Source organism: Zoogloea sp. 1C4, assembly GCF_009469605.1.
GTDB lineage: Bacteria > Pseudomonadota > Gammaproteobacteria > Burkholderiales > Rhodocyclaceae > Zoogloea > Zoogloea oryzae.
Window position 1 is genome coordinate 196376 of record NZ_SSXU01000005.1, and the last position, 19269, is coordinate 215644.

At 67.0% G+C, this 19269-nt stretch carries 19 protein-coding genes; 7 read left to right on the forward strand and 12 right to left on the reverse strand.

Going from position 1 to position 19269, the window contains the following annotated elements:
• Positions 1–2 precede the first annotated feature (2 nt).
• Genes GH681_RS08320 through GH681_RS08330 form a run of 3 tightly spaced genes read right to left on the reverse strand, consistent with a single transcriptional unit; the run spans position 3 to position 1661 of the window.
• On the reverse strand, positions 3–551 hold the full coding sequence (locus tag GH681_RS08320; RefSeq protein ID WP_153160998.1) for a C40 family peptidase: 549 nt from the start codon (positions 549–551) through the stop codon (positions 3–5).
• Complete coding sequence (dtd, locus tag GH681_RS08325) at positions 520–957, reverse strand: D-aminoacyl-tRNA deacylase (RefSeq protein ID WP_153160999.1); 438 nt, start codon at positions 955–957, stop codon at positions 520–522. The genes GH681_RS08320 and dtd overlap by 32 nt, the downstream gene beginning before the upstream one ends.
• Entirely contained in the window at positions 954–1661 is a 708-nt protein-coding gene (locus tag GH681_RS08330) for an SIMPL domain-containing protein (protein ID WP_153161000.1), read from the reverse strand. The genes dtd and GH681_RS08330 overlap by 4 nt, the downstream gene beginning before the upstream one ends.
• A 191-nt stretch (positions 1662–1852) precedes the next feature.
• Between GH681_RS08330 and GH681_RS08335 the strand changes: the two genes are divergently transcribed.
• Complete coding sequence (locus GH681_RS08335) at positions 1853–2752, forward strand: DMT family transporter (protein ID WP_153161001.1); 900 nt, start codon at positions 1853–1855, stop codon at positions 2750–2752.
• Here GH681_RS08335 and GH681_RS08340 read toward each other — a convergent pair.
• From GH681_RS08340 to GH681_RS08355, 4 genes are read right to left on the reverse strand one after another with little or no spacing between them, the layout of a single operon-like run.
• The gene (locus tag GH681_RS08340) at positions 2719–3510 is read right to left on the reverse strand and encodes a DUF2189 domain-containing protein (protein ID WP_153161002.1); all 792 of its coding nucleotides are present in this window, start codon (positions 3508–3510) and stop codon (positions 2719–2721) included. The genes GH681_RS08335 and GH681_RS08340 overlap by 34 nt on opposite strands.
• A gap of 52 nt (positions 3511–3562) precedes the next feature.
• Positions 3563–4390: an alpha/beta fold hydrolase gene (locus tag GH681_RS08345; protein WP_153161003.1), complete on the reverse strand. Its 828-nt coding sequence runs from the start codon at positions 4388–4390 to the stop codon at positions 3563–3565.
• Positions 4387–5706 carry an O-acetylhomoserine aminocarboxypropyltransferase gene (locus GH681_RS08350; RefSeq protein ID WP_153161004.1) on the reverse strand — a complete coding sequence of 440 codons (1320 nt, stop codon included), beginning with the start codon at positions 5704–5706 and terminating at the stop codon, positions 4387–4389. Before GH681_RS08350 ends, GH681_RS08345 begins: the two co-directional genes overlap by 4 nt.
• 20 nt (positions 5707–5726) lie before the next feature.
• On the reverse strand, positions 5727–5951 hold the full coding sequence (locus GH681_RS08355) for a DUF465 domain-containing protein (RefSeq protein WP_153161005.1): 225 nt from the start codon (positions 5949–5951) through the stop codon (positions 5727–5729).
• A gap of 164 nt (positions 5952–6115) precedes the next feature.
• Here GH681_RS08355 and GH681_RS08360 point away from each other — a divergent pair, with 164 nt between their 5' ends.
• Positions 6116–6349, forward strand: a complete 234-nt coding sequence (locus GH681_RS08360) for a DUF3567 family protein (protein WP_153161006.1) — start codon at positions 6116–6118, stop codon at positions 6347–6349.
• Between the two features lie 73 nt (positions 6350–6422).
• Positions 6423–6974: a transcription elongation factor GreB gene (gene greB, locus GH681_RS08365; RefSeq protein ID WP_153161007.1), complete on the forward strand. Its 552-nt coding sequence runs from the start codon at positions 6423–6425 to the stop codon at positions 6972–6974.
• Positions 6975–6989: 15 nt separating this feature from the next.
• On the opposite strand, the gene GH681_RS08370 is transcribed toward greB, so the two are convergent.
• Complete coding sequence (locus GH681_RS08370; protein ID WP_153161008.1) at positions 6990–8801, reverse strand: ATP-binding protein; 1812 nt, start codon at positions 8799–8801, stop codon at positions 6990–6992.
• A 77-nt stretch (positions 8802–8878) separates the two neighbouring features.
• Between GH681_RS08370 and htpG the strand changes: the two genes are divergently transcribed.
• A complete protein-coding gene (gene htpG, locus GH681_RS08375; RefSeq protein ID WP_153161009.1) occupies positions 8879–10798 on the forward strand; it encodes a molecular chaperone HtpG in 1920 nt (639 codons plus the stop codon).
• Between the two features lie 82 nt (positions 10799–10880).
• Here htpG and GH681_RS08380 read toward each other — a convergent pair whose 3' ends face one another.
• On the reverse strand, positions 10881–11315 hold the full coding sequence (locus GH681_RS08380; protein ID WP_153161010.1) for a hypothetical protein: 435 nt from the start codon (positions 11313–11315) through the stop codon (positions 10881–10883).
• 295 nt (positions 11316–11610) lie between these two features.
• On the opposite strand from GH681_RS08380, the gene GH681_RS08385 reads away from it, so the two are divergent.
• Positions 11611–12381: an MBL fold metallo-hydrolase gene (locus tag GH681_RS08385; RefSeq protein ID WP_153161011.1), complete on the forward strand. Its 771-nt coding sequence runs from the start codon at positions 11611–11613 to the stop codon at positions 12379–12381.
• Between the two features lie 50 nt (positions 12382–12431).
• Here GH681_RS08385 and GH681_RS08390 read toward each other — a convergent pair whose 3' ends face one another.
• From GH681_RS08390 to GH681_RS08400, 3 genes are read right to left on the reverse strand one after another with little or no spacing between them, the layout of a single operon-like run.
• Positions 12432–13610, reverse strand: a complete 1179-nt coding sequence (locus tag GH681_RS08390; protein WP_153161012.1) for a VWA domain-containing protein — start codon at positions 13608–13610, stop codon at positions 12432–12434.
• A 19-nt stretch (positions 13611–13629) separates the two neighbouring features.
• A complete protein-coding gene (locus GH681_RS08395; RefSeq protein ID WP_153161013.1) occupies positions 13630–14472 on the reverse strand; it encodes a MoxR family ATPase in 843 nt (280 codons plus the stop codon).
• Between the two features lie 46 nt (positions 14473–14518).
• On the reverse strand, positions 14519–15430 hold the full coding sequence (locus GH681_RS08400) for a histone deacetylase (RefSeq protein WP_153161014.1): 912 nt from the start codon (positions 15428–15430) through the stop codon (positions 14519–14521).
• 112 nt (positions 15431–15542) lie between these two features.
• Between GH681_RS08400 and GH681_RS08405 the strand changes: the two genes are divergently transcribed.
• Both GH681_RS08405 and GH681_RS08410 read left to right on the forward strand, forming a co-directional pair.
• Entirely contained in the window at positions 15543–16712 is a 1170-nt protein-coding gene (locus GH681_RS08405) for a M20 aminoacylase family protein (protein WP_153161015.1), read from the forward strand.
• 74 nt (positions 16713–16786) lie between these two features.
• Entirely contained in the window at positions 16787–19267 is a 2481-nt protein-coding gene (locus GH681_RS08410) for an ABC transporter permease (RefSeq protein WP_153161016.1), read from the forward strand.
• Positions 19268–19269 lie beyond the last annotated feature (2 nt).

The window sequence follows — 19269 nt, forward strand, 5'->3', positions numbered from 1 at the left end:
GATCAACCCTCCGGCAGCAGGGTGCGGGCACCCTCGAAGCGATCGGCGTAATAGCGGTTGTCGAGGCGATCCACCCGCACCTTGCCGCGGCTGTTGGGGGCGTGCACGAACTTGCCGTCGCCCACGTAAATCCCCATGTGCGAATACGAGCGGCCGAGGGTGTTGAAGAACACCAGATCGCCCGGCCGGACGGAGTTCGACGGAATCGGCCGGGTGCGCTCGGCGATGCCTGCAGCGTTGTAGGGCAGGCGCTTTCCGCTCACCTGTTCGACCACGTAGCTCACCATCCCGCTGCAATCCAGGCCAGCTTCCGGGTTCTTGCCGCCGAAGCGGTAGCCGGTGTCGAGCAGCCCCAGCGCAAAGATCACCATTTCCTGGGCGTGGTCGTCCCGCGGCAGGGCGAACCAGCCGCGCGCCGGTGCGGTGGCGCGGGGGACGGATGTGCTGGACGCCGGGCGTTGGGGCGTCTGACTGCAGCCGGCCAGAAACGCCAGCAGTGCCAGCGCGGCCAGCCGGCGTTCAAGCGGTGAGACGGAAAGTGACCGGGCCATGGTTGATGAGCGATATCGACATTTCGGCGCCAAACTCGCCCGTCTCGACCACCGGATGGCGGCTGCGGGCGAGGGTGACGACCTGGTTGAACAGTTTCTCGGCTTCGTCGGGTGGCGCGGCGGGGGTGAAGCTGGCCCGCGTGCCCTTGCTGGTGTCGGCGGCGAGGGTGAATTGCGACACCAGCAGCAGGCCGCCGCCGGTATCGACCAGCGACCGGTTCATCCGCCCGTCGTCATCCGAGAACACCCGATAGCCGAGCAGCCGCTCGACCATCCGCGTGGCGTTGGCGGGCTGGTCGCCACGCTCGACCGCCACCAGCGCCAGCAGGCCGGGGCCGATCTCGCCGACCGTGCGCCCGTCAACCGTGACGCGGGCTTCGAGGACGCGCTGGATCAGGGCAATCATTCGAGCAGTTCGATCTGGCCATTGACGGACACCGACACCGGGCTGTCGCCGGCCTCGATGGGGGCGGGCGGCGCGGCGTCGGCAACGGCCATGGCGGCGCGGGCCATCGGCATCACCGGCGGACGGGGCTGGTAGCCGCTGGTGTTCACCGACACGTGCTTGATCCGCCACTTCTTGTGGAGGCTGGCGGCGACCAGTTTGGCACGGGCCTCGAAGGCGGCGAGGGCGTCGGTGATGGCTTCGTCCTCGATCTTCTTCCAGGTTTCGGGCGACGGGGCGGCAGAGAGCCCGCCGATGGCCATGGTCTGCTGGAGCTTGCCGATGAGTTCGGAAAGCTGGCCGGCATCCTTACTTTCGAGGGCGAGAGTGGAGCGCATCCGCCAGGATTCGATGCTGCGGCCAGTCTTGGCGTAGATCGGGTAGGTGTTGTTGCCGGCCGTGCGGATCTTGACCGCCGGATAGGCGCGGGCGGTCTGAAGGGCCTGGGCGACGGTGTTGTTGATCTTGCGGGCGAGTTCGGCCGGGTTGCTGTCGGTGGCTTCGGTGTAGACCTGCGCGCGGAACTGGTCGTTGGGGGCCGAGCGGCTGCTTTCGACGGCGATGTCGGCGGTGGGCAGCGACGGCGCGTCGGCCGCGTGGGCGGCGGCGAAGCACAAGGCAAGCGGGAGCGCGAGGGCCAGCGGACGAAGCGAGCGGATTTTCATGAGGGCCTTTCGGTGAATACGACGGAGTTGCATCGTGCATTTTCGCCACAGCCCGGGGCGGATTGCAAAGGGCGAATGAAAATAAGCGCTGCCGGAGCCCGCCGGAGTGTCGCCGAAACGCACATTCCGGCTTGACCGGGGCGCGGCCGGGCGGCACGATCGGCCGCTTTGCGGGCGGGAATAGCGATCAGATGGCAAGTGCGCGGTGGGTTGGAGCGGGGCTGGTGGCCTTGTCGGCGACGTCGTTCGGTGCGATGGCGATCTTCGCCCGGGTGGCGTACGCCGGTGGCGCTGACGTGACCGCGGTGCTCTTCCTGCGATTTGCGATTGCGAGTGTCGCGATGGCGGCGCTCACCCTCGCAACCCGTCGGCGCTGGCCGTCCCGGCGGAACGCCACGGTGTTGGCGCTGATGGGCGGGGTTGGCTATGTGGCGCAGTCGATGTGCTTTTTCAGCGCGTTGCGCTTTGCGTCGGCCGGACTGGTGGCGCTGCTGTTGTACCTGTACCCGTTTCTGGTGGCCTTGATCGGCGTGGCTTTTCTGGGCGAACGGCTGACCCACCGGCGCAGCCTGGCGATGGGGGCCGCCCTCGTGGGCACGGCGCTCACCTTGGGTGAAGGGCTCGGCGGCAGCGGGATCGGCGTGGCGCTGGGTGTGGCGACAGCGGTGATCTACTCGATCTACATCGTGGCCGGAAGCCGGGTGCTGGCGGCCGAGGATGCGCTGGCGTCATCCACGGTGGTGATGCTGGCGGCGGCGCTGGTGTTTGGCGGGCTGGTGCTGGCGACTGGCCCGCGTTTCCCGGTTGGTCCGGCGGCGTGGATGGCCTGCGTGGCGATCGCGCTGGTTTCCACTGCAGTGGCGATGGCGACCTTCTTTGCCGGCATCCAGCGCCTGGGGGCGGCCGACGCGGCGACGCTGTCGACCCTGGAGCCGGTGGTGACCTTCATCCTCGCCGCGGTGTTCCTCGGCGAGGCGGTGAGCCTGGGGCAGATCATCGGCGGGGCGATCGTGCTCGGCGCGGTGATCGCCCTCGCGCGGGATGGTACTGGTTCAGCTCAATCCGGCAGCGGTTCGACCAGATCCCGATAGGCGTGCCAGGTGGCGTGGCCGATCACCGGCATCAGCACCGCCAGCCCGAGGTGGAAGCTCAGGAAGCCGACGATGGTCAGGCTGACGATCAGGAAGGCCCAGACCAGCAGCGGCAGCGGGTTTTCGGCCAGCGCACGGATGCTGGCGATCATCGAGGTGATGGCGTCCTGGTTGCGGTCGAGCATCAGTGGGATCGACACCACGCTCACCGCGAAAACCAGCAGGGCGAAGATTGCGCCGACACCAAAGTAGACCACCAGGAACTCGAGGTTTTCCAGGGACACTACCTGGCTCAGGAAGCCGCTGAGGCTGGGCAGCTCTTGCGTGTAGAACATGGCGAAGACCACCAGCGAGGCGCGCGCCCAGATCAGGAAGATGACCGTGAGCACGGCGGCAAAGAGGGCGATGTTGCCCAGGTTGCGCCGCCAGACGGTGAGCGTCGGGCCGAGGGCGCAGGGCTCGCCGAGCTGGCGTCGGCGGGAGAGCTCGTAAAGCCCCATCGCAAAGAAGGGCGCGAGGAGCAGGAAGCCGGTGGTGACGGCCGAGGTGTACTGGTAGGCGTGGGAGAAGACAAAGGTGACCAGCAGGCCCATGCCGGTGAAGCAGAAGCCGTAGAACAGGCTGGCGATGGCACAGGCCTTGAGGTCGGAGAAGCCGCGGGCGATCCAGCGAAAAGGCGCGCCGATGCCAATGTTGCGGATCGTGGGGAAGGGCAGGGACGCTGCCTGCTCTTCTGTCGGGGGTGTTTGCTGAGCCATTTTTGTCTCCGTTTTTGGTTGTTTGATGAATGGCCTGCGGATTTGGTTCAGGTCATGGAACGGCCTCGGAACTGCGGTTGGAATCGGCAAACTGCCAGATGGCGTCGAGCACGGCGCCGGGGGCTTCGGCCATCATCGCGTGGCCGGCACCGGAAAGGACAACCTTATTGACCTTTCTGGCTGAGGTGAAGGCATTTGCCAGCGGGGCGATGGCCTTGGGCGGTGTCATGCGGTCCTGGGCAGCGCTGAGGAGGAGCACCGGGCAAGTCACCCTGGCGGCGGCGTCGAAGCCGCCGGTGTAGGCGTTGCAGGCCGACATGTCGGTGTGCAGCACGCCGGGGGCCGCGCGCTGCATCAGGCGCTCGTTGATGGCCGTGAGGTTGAGCCCCGGAATGCTGCTGCCGCCCAGCTGCGAGCCCGGCGCGTAGGACCACTGGTTGATCATCCGGTGGGCCTTGTCGCGGGCGGCGAGGGTGGCGTCGAGGAGGGGCGGGGCGACGGGCATCGGGGCCACCGAGCCGACCAGCACGAGGCTGCGGACGCGCTCTGGCGCTCGGGATGCGGCCTGCAGGGCGACCAGTGAGCCCATGCTGTGGCCGGCGAGGGTGGCGGTTGCCACGCCCAGCCCGTCAAGCAGGGCGAGCACCCAGTCGGCAATTGCCTCGATGGACGTGAGCTGCGGGCCGGCGCTCTGGCCGTGGCCGGGGAGATCGGGCACCACCGGGTTCCAGCCGTGGGTGGCGAAGTAGCGGCTCTGGAGCGTCCAGACGCTGTGGTCGTGACCGGCGCCGTGGATGAAGACGATGGTGGGGCGGGCGGCGTCGAAGGCGCGGCCGCCGGTGTAGACGTAGGTGTCGCGCCCGGCGAGGGTGAGTTTCATCGGGCACCTCCGGTCTGGCTGGCCTTGGCGACGGCGGTAAGGCCGCGTTCGAGATCTTCGATGAGATCCGGGGCGTTCTCGAGGCCCACCGACAGGCGGATGGTGCCTTCGGTGATGCCGGCGGCGAGGAGTGCGTCGGGCGACATGCGGAAGTGGGTGGTGCTGGCCGGATGGATCGCCAGCGACTTGGCGTCGCCCACGTTGGCCAGGTGCGAGAACAGGCGCAGGGCCTCGATGAAGGTGGCGCCGGCGGCGCGGCCGCCCTTCAGGCTGAAGCTGAACACGCCGCCGCAGCCCTTGGGCAGCAGTTTCGCGGCGAGGGCGTGGTCGGGGTGGCTGTCGAGCTCGGGCCAAGAGACGGATTCGACCATCGGGTGAGCGGCAAGATGGGCTACCAGCGCCCGGGCGTTGGCCACGTGGCGCTCCATGCGCAGGCCGAGGGTCTCGATACCCTGGAGGATCTGGAAGGCGTTCATGGGCGACAGGCAGGCGCCAAAATCCCGCAGGCCTTCGCGGCGGGCGCGCAGCAGGAAGGCGGCGATGGGCGATTCCTCGGCGAAATCCATGCCGTGGAAGCCGTCGTAGGGTTCGGTGAGGGTGGGGAAGCGACCGCCGGTGGCTTCCCAGTCGAAGCCGCCGCCATCCACCAGCAGCCCGCCGATGGCCACGCCGTGGCCGCCGAGGAACTTGGTGGCGGAGTGCATCACCAGATCGGCGCCGAGATCGATGGGGCACTGCAGCGCCGGGGTGACGAGGGTGGCATCCACCAGCAGCGGCACGCCGGCGGTGTGGGCGATGCCGGTGACGGTGGGGATGTCGAGGACTTCAAGGCCCGGGTTGCCGATGGCTTCGCCGAAGAGCAGGCGGGTGTCGGGACGGATCGCGTCGCGCCAGGCCTGCATGTCGCGTGGCGGCACGAAGGTGGTGGTGATCCCGAAGCGGGGCAGGGTGTAGGCCAGCAGGTTGTGGGAGCCGCCGTACAGCGAGCGGGATGCGACGATGTGGCCGCCGCTGCCCATCAGCGTGGTGATGGCCAGCATCAGCGCGGCCTGGCCGCTGGCGCAGGCGATTGCGCCGACGCCGCCGTCCAGCGCCGCGATGCGCTCTTCGAGCACGGCGTTGGTGGGGTTGGAGATGCGCGAATAGACGTGGCCGGCGCGTTCCTGGTTGAACAGGGCGGCGGCGTGGTCGCTGCTCTCGAAGACGTAGCTGGTGGTGAAGTGGATCGGGGTGGCCCGGGAGCGGTGGGTGGCGTCCGGGGTCTGGCCGGCGTGCAGGGCGAGCGTGTCGGCCCCGGCGTTTCGGTGGATCGGCATGGAGTGCGTTGGCGGTAGGTTCAGGCGGGTACGTCGGGATCGAGCAGGTGCTGGATGATCGCGATGCGATCCTTCAGCAGCAGCTTGCGTTTCTTGAGGCGGCGGAGCAGCAGGTCGTCGCCGGGAGGCGGGGCCATCGCGATCTGGTCGATGATCGCGTTCAGATCCCGGTGTTCGGTGGTGAGGACCGCCAGCCTTGCGGTCAGGCTGGAGACGTCGGCGTTCGGGTCGTTGCTGTCGTTCATGCCTGTGATGAATGGATAGCCCGAAAACGGACAGGATGCGTTGAATCTTAGGCCCGGGCGAAGCGAAATACAACGGTGTCGGGGAACTTGAAGCGGGGAGGAACGTTCCCATCTACTGAAGCACTGATGCCCACAAGGCCAATCCGCTATCCAGGAGACCTGTCATGAACGTGGTACTCAACAATCCAGTGCTGTACGTGGTGGACTATCCGGGCTTCGACGCGGTCGAAGTGATCGACAAGCGTCGCGGCGTGGGAACGCTGTTTCGCGACGAGGCGGCCGTGCGTTTCAAGCGCGAGCTGCGCGACGTGGCCGAATCCGCCACCGAGATGGACGATTTCGAGAGCCTGATTGCCGACTATGGCAGCCTGTTCAATCAGCCGGCCGTCTATCACTGAAAGCTTGTCTTGCCAGTGGCCCGGACGGCTCCTAACATAGCCGTCCCATTTTGGCTGAGCGGAGCGTTTCAGGGTGAACAAGGCTTTCGTCAAGGAAAACGACCAGGACGACGACGATGCGCCGCCGGGGGCGCCGAGCCTGCCGCCGGGCACCACCAATTACATGACCCGTCGTGGTTACGAGATCCTGCGCACGGAGCTGGATCAACTCGTCCGCGACGAGCGCCCCAAACTGGTCGAAACCGTCCGCTGGGCGGCGGGTAATGGTGACCGCTCCGAGAACGGCGATTACATCTACGGCAAGAAGCGCCTGCGTGAGATCGACCGGCGCATCCGCTTTCTCATCAAGCGGCTCGAGAATTCGACGGTGGTGACGCCGTCCGAGCAGGAGAACACCGAGCAGGTGTTCTTCGGCGCGACGGTGACCGTCTGCGATGTGGATGGCGACACCGAGCAGACTTACCAGATCGTCGGCGTGGATGAGGCGAATGCGTCTGAAGGGCGTATCAGCTGGATCGCGCCCTTGTCCCGGGCGCTGCTCAAGGCACGGGAGGGCGACGTGGTGCGTTTTGCCAGCCCGGCCGGGCTGCGCGAGATCGAAGTGCTGGAAATCCGTTACGTGTGAACGCCGTGGGGCGTGTCAGCCCCGCATTCTTTCCCGCGGCCGGCGGACCATCGCCGGCGTGCGCGGCAGGGTGAAGAACATCGTGGTGCCGGTGCCCGGCGCCGATTCCGCCCAGATCCGCCCGCCGTGGCGCTCGACGATCCGTCGCACGCTGGCGAGGCCAATCCCCGAACCCTCGAAGCCCTTGTTCCGGTGAAGCTGCTGGAAGGGCTGGAAGAGGTGCGTCGCGTGTTCCATGTCGAACCCCACGCCGTTGTCGGTGACGTAGAACAGGTGCTCCTCGCCATGCAGGCGGCCGCCCACCTGGATGAACGCCGGGTGGCTGTCGCGGGAGAACTTCCAGGCGTTGCCCAGCAGGTTCTCGAGGGCCTTGCGGATCAGGATCGCGTCGGCGTCGGCGACGAGGCCCGTATCCACGTGGATGTGGACCAGCCGCGCCGGATCGTGCTCGGCGAGGTCGTCGAGGATCTCCCGGGCGATGGCCGAGATGTCGGTGGATTCGATGTGCAGCGGGCGGTTGGAGACGCTGGCGAGCTTGAGCAGCTCGTCGATGAGGTCGCCCATCCGCAGGCTGGCCTTGCGCAGCCGGCTCACGTAGTTGCGGCCGGCGTCGTCGAGGCGATCGCCGTAGTCTTCTTCCAGGGCGTGGGCGAAGCCGTTGATGGCCCGTAGCGGCGCGCGCAGGTCGTGGGAGATGGAGTAGCTGAAGTTGAGGAGTTCGCGGTTGGTCTGTTCGAGCTCCTCGGTGCGAAGGCGCACGCGGTCTTCCAGGGTGGCGTTGAGCTCGGCCAGGGCCAGGCCTTCCTCGTCGCGCCGGCGGGTGTCCCGGTGGAGCAGCAGGGCGAGGGCGCCGAGCAGCGTGAGCATCAGCCCGGCAGCGGCGAGGATGCGCCGGCGGTGTTCATGGAAGCCGGCCAGCGCCCCGGCGATCGGGCGGCTGGTGCCCACCACCAGCGGACGGTCTGCCAGACGGCGGTAGGCCGTGATGCGTTCTTCGCTCTCGCCCTGCAGGGGGCTGGTCACCACCATGCTGCGGGATGCCGGCTCGGGCCCGATGGCCGGCGAATCCGTGACGCTGCGGCCGACCAGCGCATCCACCTGGGGGTGGCGGATCAGGGTGATCGCGCGGATCGCGTGGAGGATCAGGATGGTGTCGCCCTCGGCGAAGCGGATGTCCCGGTAGATGCCTTCGAAGTAGGCATGGCTGATCGCGGCGCCCACGGTGCCCACGTATTTGCCGCTGGGGTCGAAGACCTGGCGGGTGACCGGGGTGATCCATTTGCCGGTGTTGGCGCTGCGGGTCGGGCTGCCGATGGTGATGCCTTCGTCGATGCGCAGGGGCAGGTTGCGCCGTTCGGGCGAGGCGGTGGCGGTCTCGCTGGCGGTCCGCCCGTCGTGGGACTGGGCGGCGAGGCTGCCGTCTTCCCGTTCGACGAACAGGTTCTCGACTTCCGGCAGATTGGCCGCGCGTTCGCGCAGGAGGTTCTGGAGTTCGCGCTCGGCGAAGCTGTCGGCCCCGCTGCGGGTGGCGACGAGCCCGGCGATCTCGGTGACGGCGCTCTCGGCCTCGCCAAAGCTGCGGGCCACGTGCTCCTCGAAGACGCGGGTGAGGCTCTGGAGTTCGGATTCGGTCTGCTGGAGGGCGGCGCGGTGATCGAAGCGAATCAGCGAGACGGCGACGACGACGATCAGCGTGGCGAGCAGCCCGAAGGCCAGCCAGATGGCCGCGCGCAGCCGGCGCATCGGGCGGAACGTGCCCGGGGCGCCTTGGTCTGTCGGCAGGTACAGGTGCGACAGCAGGGATGATGGCAGGCGGGCTCGGTCCATCGACGGTGTGGGGGGCTTGAAAGCTGGAAGGCAGCACCCATATGGGGAGCGTTAACGGTCCTTATGGAGCAAGCTTTATGACTGTCGAGCAAACGTCCGCGCAAACCTTGAACTTCCAGGCCGAGGTGAAGCAGCTGCTGCACCTCATGATCCATTCGCTGTATTCGAACCGCGAGATCTTCCTGCGGGAGCTGGTTTCGAATGCCTCTGATGCCTGTGACAAGCTGCGTTTCGAAGCCCTTGAGAACGGCGGGCTGTTCGAGGACGACGCCGAGCTGAAGATCCGCGTGGCCTACGACAAGGCCGCCCGCACCCTGACGATCGCCGACAACGGCATTGGCATGAGCCGCGACGAGGTGGTGACCAACCTGGGCACCATCGCCAAGTCCGGCACCAAGGAATTCTTCGGCAAGCTCACCGGCGACCAGAAGAAGGACGCCCACCTGATCGGCCAGTTCGGCGTGGGCTTCTACTCGGCCTTCATCGTGGCCGACAAGGTGACGGTGCGCACCCGCCGCGCCGGCCTGGCTGCCGCCGACGGCGTGCAGTGGGAATGCTCGATGACCGGCGACACCGCCGGCGAATACACCGTCGAGCCGATCGAGAAGGCCGGCCGCGGCACAGAGATCACCCTGCACCTGCGTGAAGACCAGGACGACCTGCTGTCGTCGTGGAAGCTCCGCTCGATCATCCAGAAGTACTCCGACCACATCCTTCAGCCCATCGTGATGAAGAAGGAGCAGTGGGACGAGGAGAAGAAGGAGCAGGTTGTCACCGACGAGGACGAGACCGTCAACAAGGCCAACGCCCTGTGGGCGCGGTCGAAGTCGGACATCACCGACGAGGAATACACCGAGTTCTACAAGCACGTCGGCCACGACTACGAAGAGCCGCTGGCCTGGACCCACTCGAAGGTGGAAGGCCGCCACGAGTACACCCAGCTGCTCTACGTGCCCGGCCACGCGCCCTTCGACATGTGGGACCGCCAGGCCCGCCACGGTGTGAAGCTGTATGTGCGCCGCGTGTTCATCATGGACGACGCCGAGAAGCTGATGCCGCTGTACCTGCGCTTCGTGCGCGGGGTGGTGGATTCCAACGACCTGCCGCTCAACGTGTCCCGCGAGATCCTCCAGGAATCCAAGGACATCGACACCCTGCGCGCCGGCTGCACGAAGAAGGTGCTGGGCCTGCTCGAAGATCTCGCCGAGAACCAGAAGGACAAGTACGTCACCTTCTGGAAGGAGTTCGGCAAGGTGCTGAAGGAAGGCGTCGGCGAGGATCACTCCAACAAGGAAAAGATCGCCGGCCTGCTGCGTTTTGCGTCCACCCATGCCGACACCGCCGAGGAAACCGTGTCGCTGGCCGACTACATCGGCCGCATGAAGGAAGGCCAGGACAAGATCTACTTCGTCACTGCCGACAGCTTCAACGCCGCGAAGAACAGCCCGCACCTCGAGATCTTCCGCAAGAAGGGCATCGAGGTGCTGCTGCTGTCCGACCGCGTGGATGAGTGGGTGGTGGGTAACCTCACCGAGTTCGACGGCAAGCAGCTGGCCTCCGTGGCCAAGGGCGGGCTGGATCTGGGCAAGCTGGAAGACGAAGCCGAGAAGGCCGCCGTCGAAAAGGAAACCGGAGAGCTGAAGGATCTCCTCGACAAGATGAAGACCACCCTCGGCGACAAGGTGAAGGAAGTCCGCGTCACTCATCGCCTGACCGATTCGCCCGCCTGCCTGGTGGCCGACGAGCACGACATGGGGATGAACCTGGCGCGCCTGATGAAGGCCGCCGGCCAGACCATGCCGATCTCCAAGCCGATCCTCGAGATCAACCCGGCTCACCCGGTGGTGCTGCGCCTCAAGTACGAGGACAAGCAGTTCGACGACTGGGCGGCGGTGCTCTTCGATCAGGCCCTGCTGGCCGAAGGCGGCACGCTGGATGACCCGGCGAGCTTCGTGAAGCGCATCAACCAGCTGATGCTGGCGATGAACGGGAACTGACGATCTGCCACGCCGGGGTTTCAGGCCGCGGCTGGCGCGGTCTCGAGCGGGGGCGCATACCGTTGGGTGTGCGCCCCCGTTTTCATTCCTGGTAGATCTGGTAGGCGTTGGGGCGCTTGTTGGCCCGCAGCGTGCCGGTGGCCGGGTCGTACATCGAGGGCAGCTTCTTGGGCATCATCGAACGGGTGGCCGAGCGGTTGACGTAGCCGTCGCTCGCCGCGTTGAGGGTATTTGTGCGGGCGTTGTAGGCCGTCTTGGGCTTGGCGATGGTGCGCGGCGAGATGCGTCCGGAGAGGCTGCGGTTGCAGTCGCCGTAGATGTCACCGCTGGAGCCCTTTTGGGTGCGAGGGTCGTTGAAGACCTGGATCTTGCCAGAGGCGTCCTGGCGGGTCGTGCCGATGCCCTGAGTCTGCTCCCGCAGCGCGCAGATCGTCGAGCTGGGCGGCCTGACCTCGGTGGCCCGGCGGGTGTCCTTGTAGGCGGAGTGCGCGCCACCGAAGGGGACGGTCTTGTTCATCCTCCCGAGTTGCTGCGAGCGGCTCGAGGCGCTCGCCTGGGGCGCGGTGCCCAGCGCGGCCGCAGGAGGTGCGGAGAACAGGACGGGACAAGCCAGGGCAAGGAATAGCAGGGCGGATTTCTTCACAGGCGGGGGCCTCTTTGCTGCAGGGCAAAAATGGGCAACATACTCCAAAACGCGCAAGGCTGACGAGGACATAGTTTGATAATCGTCAATGTAAATCACTGTCACCTTTTCGATATGTCATTTTGTCGGATAAAGTGTCGGTCCCACCGATATTGCAGAATTCCACAACATGGCTGTCGAACTCTTCAACAATGGCACGCATGCCTGTCTGGCCTTTTATGACCTGGTGGACGAGGAGGCCGACCACGCCGTCCAGTGCAATCAGTTCCTCATTGTCGACGGCCAGCATGGCGCCCTGATCGACCCGGGCGGCAACATGACCTACACCGGTCTGCTGATGTCGATGCAGCGCTTCTTCCCGTCCCGCGGGCTGGACTTCATCTTCGCCACCCACGCTGATCCGGACATCATCGCGTCCCTCAACAAGTGGATGGTCGCCACCCACTGCAAGGTGATGATCTCCCGCCTGTGGACGCGCTTCGTGCCCCACTTCACCACCGGCAAGGATTACACCGCCCGGATCATCGGCATCCCCGACGAAGGCATGAACATCGTGCTCGGCAACAACACCATCAAGGCGGTGCCGGCGCACTTCATGCACTCGGAAGGCAACTTCCAGTTCTATGACCCGGTCTCGAAGATTTTGTTCACCGGCGACATGGGCGCGTCCCTCGTGGATCACGACCAGGCCTCCAAGCCGGTCACCAACTTCGACGAGCACATCGCCACGATGATCGGCTTTCACCGTCGCTACATGATCTCCAACAAGATCTGCCGCTTCTGGGTGAACATGGTGCGTCAGATGGATGTGGAGATGATCGTGCCTCAGCACGGCTGCCGTTTCGAGGGCAAGGCTATGGTCAATCGCTTCCTCGACTGGATCGAGCAGCTGCCCTGCGGCGTCGATCTGCTGACCCAGGATTTCTACCGGGTGCCGTAAGCGGCGGCGTTGTCCGGCGATGGGTGAAACGAGGCGGGCTCCGGCCCGCCTCAGTTTTTGCGGGACAGCTGGCTGATGGCGCGGGTGAGGCCGTCGAGGGTCAGCGGGAACATCCGCTCGGCGAGGATCTGCCGGATGATCCCGATGGACTGCCGGTAATCCCACATCCGCTCGGGTTCGGGGTTGAGCCACGCGACGGCCGGATAGGCCTCGGCCAGGCGGCGCAGCCACACCGCGCCGGCCTCGGTGTTGCTGTACTCGATGGAGCCATTGGGCTGGAGGATCTCGTAGGGGCTCATGGTCGCGTCGCCCACGAAGATCAGCTTGTAGTCGGGCCCGTACTTGTGGATCACGTCGAGCGTGGGTGTGCGCTCGGAGTGGCGGCGGTAGCTGTCGCGCCACACGTGGTCGTACACGCAGTTGTGGAAGTAGAAGTACTCCAGGTGCTTGAACTCGGCCCGGCAGGCCGAGAACAGCTCCTCGCAAACCTTCACGTACGGGTCCATCGAGCCGCCCACGTCGAAGAAGATCAGCACCTTCACCGCATTGTGGCGCTCGGGGCGCATCAGCAGATCGAGGTAGCCCGCGTTGCGGGCGGTGGCGGCGATGGTGCCGTCCAGATCCAGCTCGTCCGGCGCGCCCAGGCGGGCGAAGCTGCGCAGGCGGCGCAGGGCGACCTTGATGTTGCGCGTGCCGAGCTCGACGGTGTCGTCCAGGTTGCGATACTCGCGCTGGTCCCACACCTTGACCGCGGTGCGGTTGCCGGCGGATTCGCCGCCCACGCGGATGCCTTCCGGGTTGTAGCCGCTGTTGCCGAAGGGCGAGGTGCCGCCGGTGCCGACCCACTTGCTGCCGCCCTGGTGGCGGCCTTTCTGCTCGGCGAGGCGCTTCTTGAACTCCTCCATCAGCTTGTCCCAGCCGAGGGCTTCCAGCTTGGCCTTCTCCTCGGGCGTGAGGTGCTTCTGCATCATCGCCTTCAGCCATTCCTCGGGCAGATCGACTTCCAGCCCGGGCACCGATTCGACGCCCTTGAAGTATTCGCCGAAGGCCTGATCGAAGCGGTCGAACTGGGATTCGTCCTTGATCAGCGTGGCGCGAGACAGGAAGTAGAAGTCGTCCAGGCTGTGGTTGCCCAGCCCGGCCTGCAGGGCTTCGAGCAGGGTCAGGAATTCCTTGGTGGACACCGGCAGCTTGCGGGCCTTGAGGTGCAGGAAGAAGTCGATGAGCATCGCGGCGCTCCGGTGGCGGTCAGCGGTTGCGCTGGGCCATGAACACCAGGCGCTCGAAGAGGTGCATGTCCTGCTCGTTCTTGAGCAGTGCGCCGTGGAGCGGCGGGATGATGGCCTTCTGATCGGGCGAGCGCAGGGCTTCGGGCGGGATGTCCTCGGACACCAGCAGCTTGAGCCAGTCGATGAGCTCGGACGTGGAGGGTTTCTTCTTCAGCCCCGGCACGTCGCGCAGGCCGAAGAAGACTTCCAGCGCTTCCTTCAGCAGCGACTGCTTGATGCCCGGAAAGTGCACGTCGACGATCTTGTGCATGGTGTCCCGGTCGGGGAACTTGATGTAGTGGAAGAAGCACCGGCGCAGGAAGGCGTCGGGCAGCTCCTTCTCGTTGTTGGAGGTGATGAAGACGATGGGGCGGTGCCTGGCCTTCACCAGCTCACGGGTTTCGTACACAAAGAACTCCATGCGGTCGAGTTCGCGCAGGAGATCGTTGGGGAACTCGATGTCGGCCTTGTCGATCTCGTCGATCAGCACCACGCAGGGCGCGTCGGCGTCAAAGGCCTGCCACAGGGTGCCCTTGACGATGTAGTTGCCGATGTCCTTCACCCGGTCGTCGCCGAGTTGGGAGTCCCTCAGGCGCGACACGGCGTCGTATTCGTAGAGCCCTTGCTGGGCCTTGGTGGTGGATTTGATGTGCCACTGCAAAAGCGGCATGCCCAGGGCGGCGGCCACTTCTTCGGCGAGCATGGTCTTGCCGGTGCCCGGTTCGCCCTTGATGAGGAGCGGCCGCTGCAGCCGGATCGCGGCATTGACGGCCAGCATCAGGTCGGGCGTGGCGACGTAGTTCTCGGAGCCTTCGAAACGCATGGGGGATTCCTCTCGGGGGCGGGGGTGACGTTGACGTTTGCGTCAATTATAGCGGCGGCGCGGCGGCGAAAATCCGGCGGGCGGTGTCGATGGTGGTGGCGTGGATGGCCACGGTGTCGTCGATCTGCCGAGCGTAGCCGCCGGCCATGGCGATGGCGACGGGCAGGCTGCGCCGCCGGCATTCGCCGAGCACGCGCTCGTCCCGCGCGGCGAGACCGGCCTTGGTGAGCTTGAGGCGGCCGAGGCGGTCGTCTTCAAACGGATCGGCGCCGGCGAGGTAGATCACCAGATCGGGCTGGTGGCGGAAGACCAGTGCTAACGCGTCGTCGAGGGCCGCGAGGTAGGCCGCGTCGCTGGTGCCGTCGGGCAGCTCCACGTCCAGATCGCTGGTTTCCTTGTCGAAGGGAAAGTTGCGCGCGCCGTGGATGCTGAAGGTGAAGCAGTCGGCCCGGTTGGCGAGGATGGACGCAGTGCCGTTGCCCTGATGCACGTCGCAGTCGACGATCGCCACGCGCGCTACGCGGCCTTCGGCACGCATCGCGAGGGCCGCGACGGCGGCGTCGTTGAACACGCAGAAGCCTTCGCCCCGGTCGCGGAAGGCGTGGTGGGTGCCGCCAGCGAGGTTGGCGGCCCAGCCTTCGGCCAGCGCGGCGCGGCAGGCTGCGAGGGTGGCGCCCGCCGAGCGCCGCGAGCGCTCGACCATCGCCTCGGACCACGGGAAGCCAATCCGCCGGACTTCGTCGTGGCCGAGCGTGCCGCGCACCACGCGCTGCACGTAGCCGGCGTCGTGGGCGCGCAGGAGTTCGGTGTCGCTGGCGGCGTCGGGCACCCGGAAGTCGTCGGCGGCAAAGTGGCCAGAGGCCAGCAGGCGTTCCCGCAGGCGGCTGTACTTTTCCATCGGAAAGCGGTGGCCCGGCGGCAGAGGCAGCACGAAGTGGTCGGCGTAAAAGAGTTTCATTGTGGATCGTCAGCGCAATTGTGGTTTGGCGCGGTGGGGCGAAAGCGGCGCCGCTGCTATTATTTCGCGATTCCGGCCGCAGGGCCGATTCTCGACGCATCGGGGACGCCTCATGAACCTACTCGATCAGATCCGTGCCGAACAGGCCGCGACCACGGCAATCCGCCGCGACATCCACGCCCACCCCGAACTCGCCTTTGAAGAGCATCGCACCGCCGCGCTGGTGGCCGAGCGACTCGAGGCGCTGGGCATCGAAACCCACCGGGGCGTCGGCAAGACCGGCGTGGTGGGCGTGCTGCGGGCGGGCACCAGCAAGCGTGCCATTGGCCTCAGGGCCGACATGGACGCGCTGCCGATCCAGGAGAAGAACGACTTCACCCACCACTCGCGCCACCCCGGCAAGATGCACGCCTGCGGCCACGACGGCCACACCGCGATGCTGCTGGGGGCGGCGGCGCACCTCGCGCGCAACCCGGCGTTCGACGGCACGGTGTACTTCCTGTTCCAGCCTGCCGAGGAAGGGGAGGGCGGCGCGCCGGAGATGATCGCCGACGGGCTGTTCACGCGCTTTCCAATGGAGGCGGTGTTCGGCATGCACAACTGGCCCGGTGTGCCGGTGGGGCAGATCGCCGTGCATCGCGGGCCGGTGATGGCTTGCGCCGACCGCTTCGATATCGAGATCCGTGGCCACGGCGCCCATGCCGCCATGCCCCATCAGGGCATCGACCCGGTGCTGTGCGGCGCGTCGCTGGTGCAGGCGCTGCAGTCGGTGGTGAGCCGCAATGTGGACCCGGCAGATTCGGCGGTGCTGTCGGTCACCCAGTTCCACGCGGGCGACGCCTACAACGTGATCCCCGACGTGGTGCGCATCGGCGGCACGGTGCGGGCCTTCCGGCCGGACATCCGGGCCCAGGTGGAGGACGCCATGCAGCGGGTGTGCGCGGGCATCGGCGCGGCCTTCGGCGCCAACGTGCATTTCAGCTACAGGCGCGGCTATCCCCCGACCATCAACACCGTGCCCGAGGCGGAGTTCTGCGCCCGGGTGGCGGGCGATGTGTGCGGCGAGGGCAACACCCTCATCGACCCCAAACCCAGCATGGGCGCCGAGGATTTTGCCTACTTCCTGCAGGAAAAGCCCGGCTGCTACGTGTGGCTCGGCAACGGTCCGGGGGAGGGCGGCTGCACGCTGCACAACCCCCACTATGACTTCAACGACGACGCGATTCCCTACGGCGTGGCCTACTGGGTGCGCCTGGTGGAACGCTGGCTGGCCGACGCCTGATAACCGCCACTCCGGGGCGGGCACTTTTATGCAGCCGCCCGCTCCAACGCTGGTTGCCGCTTCCCGCCTGACCCATGTTCTCCCTTTCCCTCCGGATGCTCCGGCGCGATCTGCGCGCCGGCGAGCTGGGCCTGCTCGTGATGGCCCTGGTGATCGCCGTGGCCAGCCTGACCAGCGTCGGCTTCTTCACCGACCGGGTCGCCCAGGCCCTCAAGCGCGAGGCCAACCAGCTCCTGGGCGGCGATCTGGTGCTGGTGTCGGATCACTCCCTTGATCCGGCCTATCGGGACGAAGCCACCCGGCGCGGGCTGAAGTCCGTGGTTTCTGCCACCTTCACCAGCATGGCCAGTCTGGGCGAGGGCGCGCAGCTGGCGGGGGTGAAGGTGGTGGAGGACGGCCATCCGCTGCGGGGTTCGATCCGCATCGCGCCGGGCCTCAACCAGCCGGACGCGCCGGCGCGCGGCATCCCCGCGCCGGGTACGCTGTGGCTCGACGAACGGCTCGCCAGCGCGCTGGGCGCGAAGGTGGGCGACGAGATCGGCCTCGGCGCCCAGCGGATGAAGATGGCGGCGGTGCTGAGTTTTGAATCCGACCGGGGCGCCAACTTCTTCAGCCTGCTGCCGCGGCTCGTCATCAACGCCGCCGACCTGCCCGCAACCCGGCTGATCCAGCCCGGCAGCCGGGCCTTCTATCATCTGCACGTGGCGGGCGAACCGGCTGCGGTGGCGGGCTTCGAGGCCTGGGCCAAGCCACGGCTGCAGCGGGGCGAGCGCCTCGAGACCGTCGATAACGCCCGGCCCGAGGTGCGCTCCACCCTCGACCGTACCGAGCGCTTCCTGCGTTTTGCGGCGATGCTGGCAGTGGTGCTGGCGGCGGTGGCGGTGGGGCTCGCCACCCGGCGTTTCGTCGAACGGCATCTCGATGGCTGCGCGGTGATGCGCTGCGTGGGGGCCAGGCAGGGGCAACTGCTGCGGCTCTTCATCGGCGAGTTCGTGCTGCTCGGGCTGTTTGCCGGCGTGGTGGGCTGTGCGCTGGGCTTTGCGGTGCAGTTCGTGCTCAATGGCCTGCTGGGCGATCTGGTGGGCTTTCCGCTGCCGGCGCCGGGTTGGTGGCCGGTGGCCCACGGGCTGGCGGTGAGCCTGCTGCTCCTGCTGGGTTTCGCGCTGCCGCCGCTGATCCGCCTGGGGCGGGTGCCCACGCTGCGGGTGCTGCGCCGCGAATGGGATGGCATCGCCGCGCGGGAAGGCCTCGCGTGGGCGGTTGGCGCGCTGGTGCTGGCCGGCCTGCTGGTGGGCATCGCGCGCGACTGGCTGCTCGGTGCCTGGGTGGTGGGCGGCTTTGCGCTGGCCTTTGCGGTGTATGGCGGCGTGGGCTGGGTGGTGCTGCGGCTGCTGGGCCGTATGCGGGCGGTGGCAGGCAGCGGCTGGCGTTACGGCCTGGCGGCGCTGCGCCGGCGGCCGGTGGCGAGCCTCGTGCAGGTGCTGGCCCTCGGCATGGGGCTGACGGCCTTGTTGCTTCTCACGCTCGTTCGGAGCGATCTGCTCGCCAACTGGAAGCAGGCGACGCCGGCGGATGCGCCCAACCGCTTCGTCATCAACATCCAGCCCGATCAGGTGGAGCCTCTGGGCCAGTTCTTCCGGGCGGAGGGCCGCATGTCGCCCTCGATGCAGCCGATGATCCGTGGCCGGCTGGTGGCGGTGAATGGCCGCCCGGTAGGGCCGGACGATTACCCCGAGGAGCGTGCAAAGCGCCTCGTGGACCGCGATTTCAACCTTTCCTTCGATGCCCGCCTGCCCGACGGAAACAGCGTGGTGGCAGGCGTGTGGCACGGCGAGAGCCGGCAGCCGCAGTTCTCGGTGGAACAGGGCCTGGCCCAGACCCTCGGGCTCGCTATGGGCGACGTGCTGACCTTCGAGATTGCCGGCACGCGGTCGGAAGCGCGCATCACCAGCCTGCGCAAGCTGGATTGGGATTCGATGCGGGTGAACTTCTTCGTGATCGCCGCGCCCGGGATGCTGGAGGATTTTCCGGCCAGCTACATCACCAGCTTCTACCTGCCGCCGGCGAAGATGGATTTTGCCAACCGGCTGGTGGCGGCCTTCCCCAACTTCACGGTGATCGACGTGGCGGCAGTGATCGGGCAGATCCAGACCATGGTCGATCAACTGATCGCGGCGGTGCAGTTCGTGTTCGGCTTTGCGGTGGTGGCGGGGGTGATCGTGCTGTTCGGCGCGCTGCAGGCCACTCACGACGAGCGGGAGCGCGAGCTGGCGATCCTGCGCACCCTCGGTGCCCGTAACCGGCAGCTGCGCTGGGCGCTGCTCGCCGAGTTCGCCGCCCTCGGGCTGGTGGCGGGTGTGCTGGCGGGCGTGGGCGCGACGGGCATCGGCTGGGCGCTGGCCCATTTCGTCTTCAAGCTGCCCTACGTGCCCAGCGTGCTGCCGCTGCTGGCGGGGGCTGTGGCCGGTTGCGCGGTCGTCACGCTGGCCGGCTGGCTCGGCACCCGCCACCTGCTTTACCGGCCGCCGTTGGCAAGTCTGCGCGCACTGAACTAATT

Coding starts and splice junctions, on each gene's coding strand:
- GH681_RS08320 (WP_153160998.1), bottom strand. CDS start 551: ATGGCCCGGTCACTTTCCGTCTCACCGCTTGAACGCCGGCTGGCCGCG.
- dtd (WP_153160999.1), bottom strand. CDS start 957: ATGATTGCCCTGATCCAGCGCGTCCTCGAAGCCCGCGTCACGGTTGAC.
- GH681_RS08330 (WP_153161000.1), bottom strand. CDS start 1,661: ATGAAAATCCGCTCGCTTCGTCCGCTGGCCCTCGCGCTCCCGCTTGCC.
- GH681_RS08335 (WP_153161001.1), top strand. CDS start 1,853: ATGGCAAGTGCGCGGTGGGTTGGAGCGGGGCTGGTGGCCTTGTCGGCG.
- GH681_RS08340 (WP_153161002.1), bottom strand. CDS start 3,510: ATGGCTCAGCAAACACCCCCGACAGAAGAGCAGGCAGCGTCCCTGCCC.
- GH681_RS08345 (WP_153161003.1), bottom strand. CDS start 4,390: ATGAAACTCACCCTCGCCGGGCGCGACACCTACGTCTACACCGGCGGC.
- GH681_RS08350 (WP_153161004.1), bottom strand. CDS start 5,706: ATGCCGATCCACCGAAACGCCGGGGCCGACACGCTCGCCCTGCACGCC.
- GH681_RS08355 (WP_153161005.1), bottom strand. CDS start 5,951: ATGAACGACAGCAACGACCCGAACGCCGACGTCTCCAGCCTGACCGCA.
- GH681_RS08360 (WP_153161006.1), top strand. CDS start 6,116: ATGAACGTGGTACTCAACAATCCAGTGCTGTACGTGGTGGACTATCCG.
- GH681_RS08370 (WP_153161008.1), bottom strand. CDS start 8,801: ATGGACCGAGCCCGCCTGCCATCATCCCTGCTGTCGCACCTGTACCTG.
- htpG (WP_153161009.1), top strand. CDS start 8,879: ATGACTGTCGAGCAAACGTCCGCGCAAACCTTGAACTTCCAGGCCGAG.
- GH681_RS08380 (WP_153161010.1), bottom strand. CDS start 11,315: ATGAACAAGACCGTCCCCTTCGGTGGCGCGCACTCCGCCTACAAGGAC.
- GH681_RS08385 (WP_153161011.1), top strand. CDS start 11,611: ATGGCTGTCGAACTCTTCAACAATGGCACGCATGCCTGTCTGGCCTTT.
- GH681_RS08390 (WP_153161012.1), bottom strand. CDS start 13,610: ATGCTCATCGACTTCTTCCTGCACCTCAAGGCCCGCAAGCTGCCGGTG.
- GH681_RS08395 (WP_153161013.1), bottom strand. CDS start 14,472: ATGCGTTTCGAAGGCTCCGAGAACTACGTCGCCACGCCCGACCTGATG.
- GH681_RS08400 (WP_153161014.1), bottom strand. CDS start 15,430: ATGAAACTCTTTTACGCCGACCACTTCGTGCTGCCTCTGCCGCCGGGC.
- GH681_RS08405 (WP_153161015.1), top strand. CDS start 15,543: ATGAACCTACTCGATCAGATCCGTGCCGAACAGGCCGCGACCACGGCA.
- GH681_RS08410 (WP_153161016.1), top strand. CDS start 16,787: ATGTTCTCCCTTTCCCTCCGGATGCTCCGGCGCGATCTGCGCGCCGGC.